Annotated in this window: 12 protein-coding genes; 4 read left to right on the forward strand and 8 right to left on the reverse strand. The window is 39.5% G+C overall.

Translation table 11 applies throughout. The features are described from left to right. Positions 1 to 117: 117 nt before the first annotated feature. Both OQX62_RS04250 and pyrR read right to left on the reverse strand, forming a co-directional pair. A complete protein-coding gene (locus OQX62_RS04250) occupies positions 118 to 1,050 on the reverse strand; it encodes an aspartate carbamoyltransferase catalytic subunit (RefSeq protein ID WP_265830168.1) in 933 nt (310 codons plus the stop codon). 3 nt (positions 1,051 to 1,053) lie between these two features. Further along, a complete protein-coding gene (pyrR, locus tag OQX62_RS04255; RefSeq protein WP_265830169.1) occupies positions 1,054 to 1,602 on the reverse strand; it encodes a bifunctional pyr operon transcriptional regulator/uracil phosphoribosyltransferase PyrR in 549 nt (182 codons plus the stop codon). A gap of 119 nt (positions 1,603 to 1,721) precedes the next feature. On the opposite strand from pyrR, the gene OQX62_RS04260 reads away from it, so the two are divergent. Then, a complete protein-coding gene (locus OQX62_RS04260; RefSeq protein ID WP_265830170.1) occupies positions 1,722 to 2,120 on the forward strand; it encodes a thiol-disulfide oxidoreductase DCC family protein in 399 nt (132 codons plus the stop codon). A gap of 277 nt (positions 2,121 to 2,397) precedes the next feature. On the opposite strand, the gene rpsA is transcribed toward OQX62_RS04260, so the two are convergent. Then, complete coding sequence (rpsA, locus tag OQX62_RS04265; protein ID WP_265830171.1) at positions 2,398 to 4,332, reverse strand: 30S ribosomal protein S1; 1,935 nt, start codon at positions 4,330 to 4,332, stop codon at positions 2,398 to 2,400. A 166-nt stretch (positions 4,333 to 4,498) separates the two neighbouring features. After that, positions 4,499 to 5,179, reverse strand: coding sequence for a (d)CMP kinase (gene cmk, locus OQX62_RS04270; RefSeq protein ID WP_265830172.1), 681 nt, complete (start codon positions 5,177 to 5,179; stop codon positions 4,499 to 4,501). Positions 5,180 to 5,207: 28 nt separating this feature from the next. Between cmk and OQX62_RS04275 the strand changes: the two genes are divergently transcribed. Beyond that, positions 5,208 to 5,621, forward strand: a complete 414-nt coding sequence (locus OQX62_RS04275; protein WP_265830173.1) for an aminoacyl-tRNA hydrolase — start codon at positions 5,208 to 5,210, stop codon at positions 5,619 to 5,621. 40 nt (positions 5,622 to 5,661) lie between these two features. Here the strand turns inward: OQX62_RS04275 and OQX62_RS04280 are convergent, their stop codons facing one another. Then, a complete protein-coding gene (locus tag OQX62_RS04280) occupies positions 5,662 to 6,615 on the reverse strand; it encodes a lipid A deacylase LpxR family protein (protein WP_265830174.1) in 954 nt (317 codons plus the stop codon). A 74-nt stretch (positions 6,616 to 6,689) separates the two neighbouring features. Next, positions 6,690 to 9,161, reverse strand: a complete 2,472-nt coding sequence (gene lon / locus OQX62_RS04285; protein ID WP_265830175.1) for an endopeptidase La — start codon at positions 9,159 to 9,161, stop codon at positions 6,690 to 6,692. A gap of 269 nt (positions 9,162 to 9,430) precedes the next feature. Here lon and OQX62_RS04290 point away from each other — a divergent pair, with 269 nt between their 5' ends. Further along, complete coding sequence (locus OQX62_RS04290; RefSeq protein ID WP_265830176.1) at positions 9,431 to 10,057, forward strand: tetratricopeptide repeat protein; 627 nt, start codon at positions 9,431 to 9,433, stop codon at positions 10,055 to 10,057. Between the two features lie 109 nt (positions 10,058 to 10,166). On the opposite strand, the gene OQX62_RS04295 is transcribed toward OQX62_RS04290, so the two are convergent. Further along, positions 10,167 to 10,703 carry a hypothetical protein gene (locus OQX62_RS04295; protein WP_265830177.1) on the reverse strand — a complete coding sequence of 179 codons (537 nt, stop codon included), beginning with the start codon at positions 10,701 to 10,703 and terminating at the stop codon, positions 10,167 to 10,169. Beyond that, entirely contained in the window at positions 10,703 to 12,223 is a 1,521-nt protein-coding gene (gene gpmI, locus OQX62_RS04300) for a 2,3-bisphosphoglycerate-independent phosphoglycerate mutase (protein ID WP_265830178.1), read from the reverse strand. Before gpmI ends, OQX62_RS04295 begins: the two co-directional genes overlap by 1 nt. A gap of 403 nt (positions 12,224 to 12,626) precedes the next feature. On the opposite strand from gpmI, the gene OQX62_RS04305 reads away from it, so the two are divergent. Continuing rightward, positions 12,627 to 13,766 carry a thiol-activated cytolysin family protein gene (locus OQX62_RS04305; protein ID WP_265830179.1) on the forward strand — a complete coding sequence of 380 codons (1,140 nt, stop codon included), beginning with the start codon at positions 12,627 to 12,629 and terminating at the stop codon, positions 13,764 to 13,766. The last annotated feature ends 42 nt before the right edge of the window (positions 13,767 to 13,808 follow it).

A 13,808-nucleotide genomic window follows, 5' to 3' on the forward strand; every position in this document is an offset into this window, starting at 1 on the left:
ATGGTTGCTACTAATATAAATATAGTAATGTGTCTTATTAACATAAGAAACTAACATGTGTTAATAACACAGATTAACGCTAAGTTAGTGAGATTGGTATAGGAAAGATGCCTGAATTTAATCTCTTTGTGAAGCAAGCAGGAATATCACTGCCATTCTGATGGCTACTCCGTTCTCTACCTGATCTAAAATGATGGACTGTTTACTATCTGCCACATCACTTGTAATCTCTACCCCTCTGTTGATCGGGCCAGGGTGCATCACTACAATTTCTTTATCCAGGTTATCAAGAATCTGCTTGTTCAGTCCATACATCATGGCATATTCCCTTAAAGAAGGGAAGTATTTGATATCCTGTCGCTCTAACTGGATGCGCAGCATATTGGCTACATCACACCAGTTTAACGCTTTGATCAGGTCATGTTCCACCTTCACACCCAGGCTTGCTATGTGTTTAGGAATTAAAGTGGTTGGTCCGCAAACCATTACTTCTGCACCCAGCTTTTGCAGGCATAATATGTTGGATATAGCTACACGGGAATGCAGAATATCACCTACGATAACTACTTTTTTGCCAGCTACATCACCTAATTTTTCCCTGATGGAATAGGCGTCCAGTAATGCCTGCGTAGGGTGTTCATGCGCACCATCACCCGCATTGATGATTCGTGCGTCAATATGTTTGCTTAGAAAAACTCCTGCTCCTGCATAAGGATGTCTCATAACTACCATATCCACTTTCATGGAAAGGATATTGTTCACCGTATCAATCAGTGTTTCTCCTTTACTCACCGAAGAAGAGGAAGCCGCGAAATTGATTACATCCGCAGAAAGCCTTTTCTGAGCCAGTTCAAAAGATAATTTGGTACGGGTAGAGTTTTCGAAGAAGATATTCGCTATAGTAATATCACGCAGTGAATTCACCTTTCGGATGGGCCTGTTGATCAGTCCTTTGAAATTGTCTGCAGTTTTGAAAATCAATTCAATATCATTCAGGGTAATATCTTTGATGCCTAAAAGATGTCTGGTTGATAGTTTTTCTGCTGCCATTTTCTACTTATTTCGTTCTGATAATAAAATTACTTTGTCTTCACCCTCGGTTTCTTTCCAGCTTACTTTCACCAGTTGTGAATCTAAACTATCCACCTGCTGTCCGATATAATCTGGTTCTATAGGTAACTGCCTTGAAAAACGCCTGTCGATCAGCACCATCAATTCCACCTTATCTGGTCGCCCGTAACTTTGAAGCGCATCCATTGCTGCCCTTATCGTTCTGCCTGTCCACAGTACATCGTCAAATAAGATCACATTTGTACCTTCAATAGGAAAATCTATAGAGTTACTGCTTGCCGTAACGAATCCGTCTTTTCTTCTGAAATCATCCCTGAAAAAGGTAATATCTAAATTTCCCTTCTGTATGGTGTTGATCTTAAGTATGGCTGAAAGTTCTTGTTGTACCCTGTCTGCGAAATAACTTCCGCGGGGCTGAATACCAATGAGTACGGTATTAGAAAAATCATTGTGATTCTCAATTAATTGATGACAAAGTCTCTTAATTGTGATTTGGAATTTTTTACCGTCTAGCAGGGTTCGTTTTTGCATTGACAAATTGATTACGCAAATATAAAAAATCAGATGGAATTATGCAGTCCATTTCATAAAAAATTCAATTTAGCCCTCATAATCCCTGCCTGTAAAAGCTAATTGCTTAACTTTGAGCCATGCAGCATCCCATAATATTTTTTGACGGCGTTTGTAATCTCTGCACAGGCTCAGTAAAATTTGTTATCAAAAGAGACCGCGCCGATTTATTCCGCTTTGCTCCCCTGCAAAGTGACCATGCTGTGCAACACCTGAAGCCAAACGGTGTTAATCCTAACACACTCGATTCCATCATCCTCCTCGAAAATGATATTGTCTATACCCAGTCTACAGCTGCCTTAAGAATTGCCAGACATCTGGATGGCGCCTGGCCACTGCTTTACGCTTTGATTATTATTCCTGCATTTATCAGAGATGGAGTCTACCGCCAGATTGCCAAAAGAAGATATCAGCTCTGGGGAAAAGAAGAGAGCTGCATCATTCCTACACCCGCCTTAAAAGCAAAATTCCTTTCATAACTTAAACCCTATTCATCCATTGCGCTGTCCAGAAGATCAGTTATGGCAATAGCTAGACAACCCTGCTAATCATCATGCGATCAGATGATCTAAAAGAAACAGACAGACGAATGTGAGGGCCTTGGATTGTTGCCTTCTTCAGGCAATATTCCAGCCCGAACATCGTATGCCTGTTTCTCCGCGCAGCAAGGATACATCCCCTATTTACCCAAAAAAATAAATCACAAAAAAAAGCATCCCCGTTAAGGGATGCTTTTAAGTATATAAGCTTTTAAGATTACTTAGCTTTGTTTTTGCTTTCTTCGCCTTCCATTTGCTCTTTCAATTGTGCAAGAACACCTAGATCACCAAGAGTTGATTTCTCAACAGAATCTTTAACTTTTTTAACTGCATTGCTTGAAGCTTTAGCGTCTTTTTTCTTAGTCGCCCTTTCTTCAGCAGCAACCTCAGCTTTAGCCTCTTCCCAGATACGGGCATGAGAAACAACGATACGTTTAGCATCTTTGTTAAACTCTATGATTCTGAAATCATTAGTTTCTTCAGCTTTGATAGTTGAACCATCTTCTTTAGCCATGTGTTTAGTTGGAACGAATCCTTCTACACCATATGGTAAAGCAATAACAGCACCTTTATCAGTTACTTTAACAACAGTTCCCTGGTGGATTGAATCTAACGTGAAGATAGTTTCAAAAGTATCCCAAGGGTTTTCTTCTAATTGTTTATGACCTAAGCTTAATTTACGGCTATCAACGTCTAATTCTAAAACAACTACGTCTAATGTATCACCAACTTTAGTGAATTCGTTAGGGTGGTTAACTTTTTTAGACCATGAAAGATCAGAGATATGGATTAATCCATCAATACCTTCTTCAATTTCCACGAATACACCGAAGTTAGTCATGTTTTTAACTACAGCAGTATGTTTGCTTCCGATAGGATATCTTTCAGCAACATTTTGCCATGGATCCTGAGTTAATTGCTTAATACCTAAGCTCATTTTGCGTTCGTCTCTGTCTAAAGTTAATACTTCAGCTTCGATTTCATCGCTAACTTTCAGGAATTCCTGTGGACTGCGTAAGTTTTGTGACCAGGACATTTCTGATACGTGAATTAAACCTTCAACACCAGGAATGATTTCTAAGAATGCTCCGTAATCAGCTACAGTTACGATTTTACCTTTAACTTTAGATCCAACAACAAGGTTAGTATCTAAACTTTCCCAAGGGTGTGGAGTTAATTGTTTCAATCCTAATGCAATACGTTTTTTCTCATCATCAAAGTCAAGAACAACAACATTGATTTTCTCATCTAAGCTCAATACTTCTTTTGGATGCTCTATGCGGCCCCAAGAAATATCAGTAATGTGAAGTAAACCATCTACACCACCTAAATCGATGAATACACCGAAGTCAGTAATGTTTTTAACAGTTCCTTCTAATACCTGACCTTTTTCAAGTTTAGATACGATCTCAACTTTTTGACTTTCTAAATCGTCTTCGATTAAGATTTTGTGCGATACTACAACGTTTTTAAATTCGTGGTTGATTTTCACAACTTTGAATTCCATTGTTTTACCTACATAAACATCGTAATCACGGATCGGCTTGATGTCAATTTGTGATCCAGGTAAGAATGCTTCAACACCCATGATGTCAACGATAAGACCACCTTTGGTACGGCTTTTAACAAATCCGTTGATGATTCTGTCGTTATCAAGAGCTTCGTTGATAGACTCCCATGATCTTTGAGTTTTAGCTCTTTTACGAGATAAAATCAACTGACCATTTGCATCTTCAGGCGCCTCAACGAATACATCAACTGTATCGCCGATCTTCAAATCAGGAGTATCACGGAACTCAGAAGTAGATACTAAACCGTCAGATTTAAATCCTACGTTTAATACAACATCTTTGTTGTTGATTGAAACAACAATACCGCTAATAATTTCACCTTGGTTGATTTGATTGAAAGTATCGGTATACATGTCTTCAAACTTTTTACGGTCTTCGTCAGTGTAATTTCCGAATGCTTTGTCGTCTGCATCCCAGTCAAAATCTTGATCTGGTGTTGCTAATGATGATTTGATCTGTTCGATCGACAATGAATCTGCTTCAGATTCAATCGTTTCTTTTTCAGTCAGACGGGCGTCTGCACCTTGTAATTCGGCTTTTTTAGCCAATAATTCTTTTTCTGCTACTTGTTTTTTTGCCATTAATCATTTAATCTCCTTTTTCCCTTGAGGGACTGCAAAGATAGAAATTAATATTTTTAATGAAAGAATTTTTTAATAAATGTTGTTGATTGTGAACAGATTGTGTTAAAACTGTGCAATAAAAAGACCGCTGGAAATTTTTAACGGTCTTTTTATTGTTTTATGTTTATGCAGGCAGATGCGCTTTTACGCGATCAAGCGCAAATTCAAGCTGCTCTTCCTGGGTGATATCCGTATTGTCAAGTATGATGGCATCTTCTGCCCTTACCAATGGACTTTCCAGTCTTGTTGTGTCCGCATAATCGCGGTGCGCCAGGTTCTCAAAAACATCCTCCAGAGAGGTTTCAGTATCCCCCTTGCTTTGCAGTTCCTTAAAACGGCGTTCTGCACGAACCTTCGGATCTGCCGTCATGAAAAACTTCACCGGTGCATCAGGAAATACTGTTGTGCCTATATCACGGCCATCCATTACAATGTTTTTCGAGTTTCCCATCCGCTGTTGTTGTTTCACCATCTCTGTACGTACAAATTTATGTGCAGAAACTTCGCTTACATTTTGTGAAACCGGCATTTGTCTGATTTCTTCCGAAACCTCTTCACCATTAAGTGTAATATGTGATTCATAATCTCTGGAATGAAAATTCAGCTCGATATGCTGTAAGCCATCTTTCACTGCAACAGGGTCGGTCATGTCGATATGGTGACGGATAAAATACAAGGTTACCGCCCTGTACATCGCACCACTGTCAATATAAATGAAACCCAACTTCTTTGCGAGTGCTTTTGCTAATGTGCTCTTGCCACATGATGAATATCCATCTATAGCTACAACCAGATTTTTTCCCATATGCGGGCAAAGTTACTATTTTTGTGGAATGATACCTGACAAAGAAGAAATAGTAAAAAACGTTTTATTTAAGACCTCCAGGAGCGGGGGAAAAGGCGGGCAAAATGTGAATAAGGTATCAAGTAAGGTAGAGCTGATTATCAATATTGCAGCAGCAGATTTTCTGACAGAGGAGGAAAAGACTTTACTGGGCGTAAGATTAGCCAATCGTCTGGATCAGGAAGGTAACCTGCATATTGTCTCTCAGGAAGACCGTAGTCAGCTCAATAATAAGGAAAAAGCAATAGAAAAGCTGATTGCGCTCCTGAAACTGTCATTGCATGTCGATAAGAAAAGGAAGCCAACAAAAACTCCCTACTCCGTCATTATGAAAAGAAAAAGCGATAAAAAATCCATCGCTGTTAAAAAGGAAAGCAGAAGGAAACCCGGCATGCACGATTAAAAAACCAGCAGGTGTATAGCCGTTATAGCGTCTCTTACAATTAATTGAACCTGTAGAACATGCTGATAGATCCCCATTGGTGGGCCCTGGCTGTGCTTTTTACTTCCTTCGTTTTAAATACCACCCCAAAATCTACCGTAAAGCGCTGTGAACTGTAATCTACTCCCAACTGCTGCGCAAATACCAAAGGCTTCTGGTCAAATGTAACCGGACTGTTATTGTTAAACATACTACCCTGAATCGTTGCATCATAAGCCGCCAGGTTTAACTGCGGTTTCGCGTAAAAGAAAAATTCCCTTTTTACCAGCGCTTTGGTTTTTGCATTATTTCCGATCACGGCATTGGTATACGCTGAGTTGAACAGCTGGTTTAAGTTACCCGTTCTGAAAAGTATTCCGGCACCGGCACCGCTAAAAGTCGTACCGAGGTTTGCATATCCTTCAAATGAGAATTCCACGGCATTATCTGCAGTACGCGTGAGCAGACGTGAATATTGTGCAGACAGATTCACCGCCAGCTCGTTTCTGATCTGGTAGTCCCATCCCTCTAAATCATAAAAACCGACTACACGATGTAATAACTCCTGCCCGTCTTCAGCTAATGAATTCGGACCTGTGGTGCCTATTTGTGCCGAAGCTTTTAAAATACTTTCATTGCTGTAAAACCAGTTCATTGCACCTTCAACATACAAATAACCTGCAAATGGTCTGTCCTGAAATGCAGGATCAGGTGCATAACCTGAATAAGGATTATACATTTTCTGGCCTGCAGAGATCTCATAAGTTTTTTTTTCCAGGCCTTCTCTCAGCTTTTGCTGATCCATGGCATGGCGGAAATTGATAAATAAACCATTCGTATAATAACGGTCAGAACCTTGCCCCAGGTAAGAATCGTTATCACTTTTAAAGCCGAATTCATTTTTATAAGTCTGCGCATTTAGGAGATAAGAAGAACATAAGAGCAGCGTGAAGATGAATAACCGTTTAGTCGTCATTGTTTATCAATTAAAAAAAAGCTCCGGATATCCGGAGCTTTAAAGGTATTATTTTAAATAAAATATTTGATCAATTAGTTCGCAACAGCTTTTACTTTAATCGTTAGGTCCTGCGGATCTTTCACTTTATCCTTCGTCAGGGCCAGCTCAATTACTTCCTTCATTTCCGTAACGTAGTGGAAGTTCAGGTCCTTGATATAGCTCTCTTTAATCTCCAGGATATCTTTTCGGTTGGATTTGCATAAAATGATATCTTTTATGTTTGCCCGTTTCGCAGCAAGAATTTTTTCTTTGATTCCACCTACCGGCAATACTTTTCCGCGCAGCGTAATTTCACCGGTCATCGCTAAATTAGATTTTACCTTACGTTGCGTAAAAGCTGAAGTCAGCGCAGTCAGCATGGTAATACCCGCTGAAGGGCCATCCTTAGGCGTTGCGCCGGCCGGAACGTGTACATGTATATCCCATAGATCAAATAACTGATTGTCAATATCAAACAATGCAGCATGTGCACGGAGGTAAGCCAGCGCAATAACTGCAGATTCTTTCATCACATCACCAAGATTTCCGGTTAGTGTTAATTTTCCTTTACCCGGACTCAGGCTGGCTTCAATAAATAAAATATCGCCACCTACCTGTGTCCATGCCAACCCGGTTACCACACCTGCAACTTCGTTTCCTTCATATAGATCTTTGTCGTAAATAGGTGCGCCTAAAATACGTTCTACATCTTCGTTATTCAATGTCGGCTCATAAGTCTCTTCCATTGCGATTTTAGTCGCAACCCCGCGTACCAGCGAACCTATTTTTTTCTCCAGTCCCCTTACACCAGATTCACGCGTATAGTCTTCAATTACCTTTTCAATCAATCCGTTTTTCAGGTTGATATCCTTTGTTTTGATGCCGTGCTGCTCTTTTTGTTTAGGTAAAAGGTATTTTTTAGCGATCTCGATTTTCTCTTCTATCGTGTAACCGTTCACCTCAATAATCTCCATACGGTCCAGCAAAGCAGGTTGTATAGTGCTTAAAGAGTTTGCTGTAGCGATAAAAAGCACATTCGAAAGATCGTAATCTGCTTCTACATAGTGATCGTTAAATGCATTGTTTTGTTCAGGGTCCAGCACTTCCAGCAGGGCAGAAGAAGGGTCGCCCCTGTAATCAGCACCAACCTTATCAATTTCATCCAATACAAATACAGGATTTGCTGCACCAGCCTTTTTAATCGACTGAATGATGCGGCCCGGCATGGCACCGATATAAGTTTTTCTGTGTCCGCGGATTTCTGCTTCATCCCTGATGCCACCAAGCGCCATACGTACATATTTACGGTTCAGTGCTTTTGCAATGGATTTACCCAGCGATGTTTTACCCACTCCCGGAGGGCCTACCAAACAAATGATCGGCGCCTTCATATCACGTTTTAGTTTTAGTACAGCAAGATATTCTATGATACGTTGTTTTACCTTTTCTAATCCGAAATGGTCTTTATCCAATACTCTCTGCGCACGTTTCAGGTCAAAGTTATCCTTCGTGAAATCATTCCATGGCAAGTCCAGCAGTAACTCCAGATAGTTGATCTGTACCGAGTAATCAGGTGCCGCAGGATTCATACGGCCCAGTTTTTCCAGCTCTTTATTGAAATGTTCCTTTACCTGTAACGACCATTTTTTCTTTTTGGCACGTGTTTCCAGTGCCTCATATTCCATGTCGGACGAGTTACCGCCCAGTTCTTCCTGGATAGTCTTTAATTGCTGGTTCAGAAAATAATCCCTTTGCTGTTTATCCAGATCCACACGTACTTTAGACTGGATCTGGTTTTTTAGTTCCAGCATCTGGAGTTCCAGCGTAAGTAACTCCATTACCATCATGGCCCTTTCCCTGAGGTTGTCCATTTCCAGCATCTTTTGTTTGTCCATCACATCTGCATTCATATTAGAAGAGATGAAATTGATTAAGAAAGAAGTGCTTTCGATGTTCTTCAATGCCATTCCCGCTTCACTCGGGATATTAGGTGATAATTGTATAATCTGAGAAGACATCTCCCTGATCGAAGCAACCAGGGCTTTGAATTCCTTATCAACTTTATGTTTTGCCTCCGTAAACTTGCTTACCTTAACTTTGATATAAGGTTCAGACTGTACCTCTTCCAATAAGCTAAAACGCTGTTTACCTTGTATGATTACCGTAGTATTCCCATCAGGCATCTGCAGCATTTTGATGATATGTGCTACTGTTCCAACTTTATTCAGCTGTTCAAAAGTCGGGTCTTCAATCGATACGTCAAGCTGGGAAACTACACCAATGATTTTGTTGCCCTTATAGGCTTCTTTTATCAATTTTATAGATTTATCCCTTCCAACAGTTATCGGGATTACCACACCAGGAAAAAGAACTGTATTCCTTAAGGGTAAAATAGCTAAGATTTCCGGAGTTTCTTCATTATTCATCTCATCCTCATCGTGTTGCGACATTAGCGGAAAAAATTCTGTATCTTCATTTATGATGGGTAGTGCATTGCCAAAATCAAACTGATCTTTTATACTCATTAAATAGGCCTTTCTAAGATAAAAAACGACAATGTGACAGTATGCCGTTTATAAAATATTAATTATATATATCTGTCTATATTTTCAACTCTTGTGCCAAACAGCTAATATCGTATTTTACTGTTAAAAAGGCAGGGTCTGAAAAAATCTTTGGCCACTTTATCATATTTTAGGTTTATCAGCGTTAACTTATAATATTTCTAAATCGCAATAACATTATTGTTGATACCTTGGATTTTATATCTTTATTCTTTTAATAATACAATTTGATGAATTATATTAAACAAACGCTTGTTCTATTATTTGTTATATCTGCCTATTCCGGTTTTGCACAAAGCGGAAGTTATGATAAACTAGGTATGCAGGCCATGATGCGGGGCGATTATAAAGGAGCTGTTGCCCAGTTGGCAAAAGCAGACACCAAAACTCCCAATAGCCCGAATGTATTGAAAATGCTTGGGTATTCTTATTTTCAATGCGGCGACTTTGAGAATTCAATTGAGACTTACAGCCGTTTAATTATTTTAAAGCCTTCAGATTACTCTGCTTATTATTACAGGGGGAAAGCAAGGCAGAATGTGGCGAACGATCCAAAAGAGTCACTTAACCAGATGAGAGAGAATTTTTATCTTTCCGCAATTAAGGATTTCACCAAAGCAATTGAGATCAATGGAGAAGAAGATACGCAGCTGTTGCAAAACAGGGGTCTGGCTTATAAAGACTATGCGATTTACAAATCGTACAAGATCAAAAAGAAAGCAGAAAAAGAAGCTTGTATAGCTTTATTTAACAATTCTATTTCGGACTTTCAAAAAGTATTGGTGGTACAACCCTTGCGTAAGGACATTATCTCACTGATTGATTATGTAAAAGCGCAGATTTCGAGCTTGAGATAATACAGGATATTTCATAAAAAAAGCCATTTTCAAAATATGAAAATGGCTTTTTTTATGAAGGTAATTGTGCGTCTGCATAAAATCTCAGGCTAAAGATAAAACCCTCTTATTATTTAATAAATAACCCGGAGATACGGTAATTCTTCTCATTGAGCAATTTGATATGCTGTGTTTTTTGAATCTCATATAAGCTATCCGGAAAGTAGGACAGCGTGTCATTAGAGGAATAAAGTATATTGGTGGTATTGAGCAGCACTTTGATGCTTTTTACACGACCATTATGGTGTGTAACCACAAGCGACTTCACAGGAATTTTTTCATCAGACGTACTGTAAATATCTTCATTACTCTTCCTCAACACCTTGAACATGCCTTGCCAGGCCGACTTATTGATATCAGCATCAGAGAAAACAGACAGCTCTTTTGTCCAGTCGCTAATCTTCATTTTCTTGCTTTCTGCAGCAGCATTGACAATCACCGTCTTCTGAATTTCAGGTTTTCCGGCGTTCAGTCGCTCTGCTTCTTTAGCCATGTAACCCTTAAGGTCAAAATAATGTACCGCTGTCAATCCTTTTTCAGCCGGCACTGTAGAATTACAGGCCAAAAAGAGGAGTGACAGCGATAGAAGGAATATTGTTTTCCTCATTAGATTAAATAATTTCCGGTCATGATTGCTGGTTTTTCAATTCCCATCAGTTTCAGAATAGTAGGAGCAACGTCACCTAACTTCCCATCTGCAATTGATGTATAATCCGTACCAACGAGGATACATGGAACAAGATTGGTGGTATGTGCAGTGTTTACTGAACCATCATTGTTTACCATAAATTCTGAGTTACCATGATCAGCAAGAATAATAAATGCATAACCATTTTCCAGCCCTTTCGTCACTACAGCTTCAGCACATCGGTCTGCAGTTTCAACAGCTTTTACCACTGCTTCAAAAACACCAGTATGGCCAACCATATCCGGATTCGCAAAATTAAGGCAGATGAAGTCCGCCCAGCCAGTTTCCAGTTCTGCGGTAATCTGATCTGTAATGCCTTGTGCACTCATTTCAGGTTGTAAATCATAAGTAGCTACCTTTGGTGAAGGGACCATCAGTCTTTTTTCATTTTCAAAAGGCAGCTCTCTGCCACCTGAGAAGAAGAATGTAACGTGAGGATATTTTTCAGTTTCGGCAATACGAATCTGGTTTTTATGATTTTTCTCTAAGATCTCTCCAAGCGTTTCTGTAAGATCATCTTTTGTGAAGATCACTTTTACATTCTCAAAGTTCTCATCATAGGTAGTCATCGTTACATAGTATAAAGGCAACTTGTGCATACCAAATTCAGGGTAATCGTTTTGCGTCAGTGCCGCAGTAATTTCCCTGCCTCTGTCTGTTCTGTAGTTGAAGCAGATCACTACATCATCGGGCTGGATGGTAGCCACGGGCTTGCCATCATTTTCAGTCACTACAATAGGTTTGATAAACTCATCTGTGATACCTTCAGCATATGAGCGTTCAATTGCTGCAATTGGATCTGCGGTATGTTCACCAATGCCATTAGTCATCACATCATAAGCTTGCTTAACCCTTTCCCAGCGCGAATCTCTATCCATTGCATAATAACGACCGATTAAGCTTGCTAATTTTCCTGTAGAGGTTTTAAGGTGCTGATCCAGTTCTTTGATAAATCCCAGACCACCGTTTGGATCTGTATCTCTTCCATCAAGAAAGGCATGTACAAATACATCTTTCAGTCCTTCTTCATTAGCTGCATCGCATAATCCTTTCAGGTGATTGATATGTGCATGAACACCGCCGTCAGAAACCAGTCCGATAAAATGTACCGCTTTATTATTATTTTTCGCATAGCTGAACGCGTCAACTAGTGTCTGATTTGTTTTTATTGAACCATCGCTGATCGCTTTATTGATTCTGCCCAATTCCTGATAAACTACTCTTCCGGCACCCAGATTCATATGGCCCACTTCAGAGTTTCCCATTTGTCCGATCGGTAGTCCGACAGCTTCACCCGAAGCTTCCAGTTTTGAATTAGGGTATTTTTGAAGCAGAGAATCAAAAAAAGGAGTGTTTGCTGCGTAAGCAGCATCTGAACTATCTTGTTTTCCGTATCCCCATCCATCAAGAATGAGGAGCATAACTTTCTTATTACTCATCAGGAATTAATTGTGTTTCGTTATTATAATTGCTTTCTCAGATATTTTTGCCTTTCGTATTCAGCGCGGCTATATCATTGAACAAAGATAAGCCTATTGGGGTTTTATCTGTAATATAAATATCATTTCTGTAAAGCTAAAGTCAAGGCCTGATGCTTATCCTCCACAGGAAGAGGCATAACCCTTTTATACTCCAGCATGCAGGTGTTTTAACATGTAATATTATTGCTATTATTAATAATAAGTTTCTTTTATGAGGTTTAAATTTTCGTATGTTTATGGTTATATGATGATGTGAAAATAATACAGGAGCTATCTGACAATACTATTATGATCTGCATATCATAGTAGTATTTGAAAGTTCATGCTAGCTTCATAATTACTAAAAACCAAATATTAACCGATGAAAAACTTGTTCTTCCCCCTGATTATTGCAACTGTAGTTTTTATTTCATGCGAGAAAAATGAAGAGCCTCCTGTGAAGGAAGAATCTGTAACCCCAGTTATACCTACAGATAGTGTACCTGCAGATACGGTACCGACCGCAGATGCGAAAATCCGCAAACTAGATTCTATCAGAAAAATCGTTGCAGCAAATGGTTCAAAGTATTCAATACTTTCTGACAGCGTTTGGGCAGGAAACAATGGAATTACTTTCCGTGTACAGACAAAGGGTGATTTAATAACGACTGCCTTTTCTATTACTCCAGCGATAGCACAAAAGATTTTTCCGGGTGCATTGCTCAAAGGAAACACCTTTTTGAACGGTACTTATGTTCCGCTAACCGGGTATCAGCAGAATCCTGTGGTATTACTTTCCACCTCACCACTATTTAAAGGTGATTCTGGTAACCTGATACCTTCTTTAGCCTTAACCAACAGTTTTATTAAATCATCACTTGCGGGTAGCAAACCCGGACAGGTAGATGCCGTTGGTTTCAGTAATGGTATCGCATTTGAAAACTATAGTGAGATTTCAATGCATTCAAGAGCATCATGGGATTTTTCAAGTCTGGTGATTCGTCAGTTGGGCGATCATGGACATATCAAAAGGAAAAACGGTTTCTATGCCACTTTTGAGCTGTCTATATTTTCTTTGGATGCTGATTACTTTGGTGATGGAGGCTCCATCTTCGCACCGGGAACCGATGCAGCGGCAATACCTGATAATCCTGTAATTATCAGTAGCGTGACTTACGGCAGGAAGGCAATTATTGCCATTGAATCAGATGCTGCTTTTCAGCAGATTAAAACCGCATTTCAGGCAGTAATAGATAAAAAGGCAAGTGATGCCGATAAAAAACTGCTGCAGGAGTCGACCATAACAATTTTTATGCGTGGCTTTAATGAGGAAGCTACAAAAAGTATTCAGGTGTTAAAAGGCTATGAACAGGTAAGTTTATTTGCGCAGACCTTAACAGGAAGCGGTACTTTCTCGGCTGCAGATTATGGCGCACCGGTTGATTTCTATTGTAATTCTGCGAGTGACCGTTCCACTGTACGCAAAGGCTTTAACTTCAGGCTGGATTATCCTGTGAAATAAATATAGGCACAATGGCATAATTTGTGTGGGAAATAATGATTA

It is taken from the genome of Pedobacter sp. MR2016-24 (assembly GCF_026239655.1).
In the GTDB taxonomy this organism is placed as follows: domain Bacteria; phylum Bacteroidota; class Bacteroidia; order Sphingobacteriales; family Sphingobacteriaceae; genus Pedobacter.

Coding starts and splice junctions, on each gene's coding strand:
- rpsA (WP_265830171.1), bottom strand. CDS start 4,332: ATGGCAAAAAAACAAGTAGCAGAAAAAGAATTATTGGCTAAAAAAGCC.
- OQX62_RS04275 (WP_265830173.1), top strand. CDS start 5,208: ATGATACCTGACAAAGAAGAAATAGTAAAAAACGTTTTATTTAAGACC.
- cmk (WP_265830172.1), bottom strand. CDS start 5,179: ATGGGAAAAAATCTGGTTGTAGCTATAGATGGATATTCATCATGTGGC.
- gpmI (WP_265830178.1), bottom strand. CDS start 12,223: ATGAGTAATAAGAAAGTTATGCTCCTCATTCTTGATGGATGGGGATAC.
- OQX62_RS04250 (WP_265830168.1), bottom strand. CDS start 1,050: ATGGCAGCAGAAAAACTATCAACCAGACATCTTTTAGGCATCAAAGAT.
- pyrR (WP_265830169.1), bottom strand. CDS start 1,602: ATGCAAAAACGAACCCTGCTAGACGGTAAAAAATTCCAAATCACAATT.
- OQX62_RS04295 (WP_265830177.1), bottom strand. CDS start 10,703: ATGAGGAAAACAATATTCCTTCTATCGCTGTCACTCCTCTTTTTGGCC.
- OQX62_RS04280 (WP_265830174.1), bottom strand. CDS start 6,615: ATGACGACTAAACGGTTATTCATCTTCACGCTGCTCTTATGTTCTTCT.
- lon (WP_265830175.1), bottom strand. CDS start 9,161: ATGAGTATAAAAGATCAGTTTGATTTTGGCAATGCACTACCCATCATA.
- OQX62_RS04290 (WP_265830176.1), top strand. CDS start 9,431: ATGAATTATATTAAACAAACGCTTGTTCTATTATTTGTTATATCTGCC.
- OQX62_RS04260 (WP_265830170.1), top strand. CDS start 1,722: ATGCAGCATCCCATAATATTTTTTGACGGCGTTTGTAATCTCTGCACA.
- OQX62_RS04305 (WP_265830179.1), top strand. CDS start 12,627: ATGAAAAACTTGTTCTTCCCCCTGATTATTGCAACTGTAGTTTTTATT.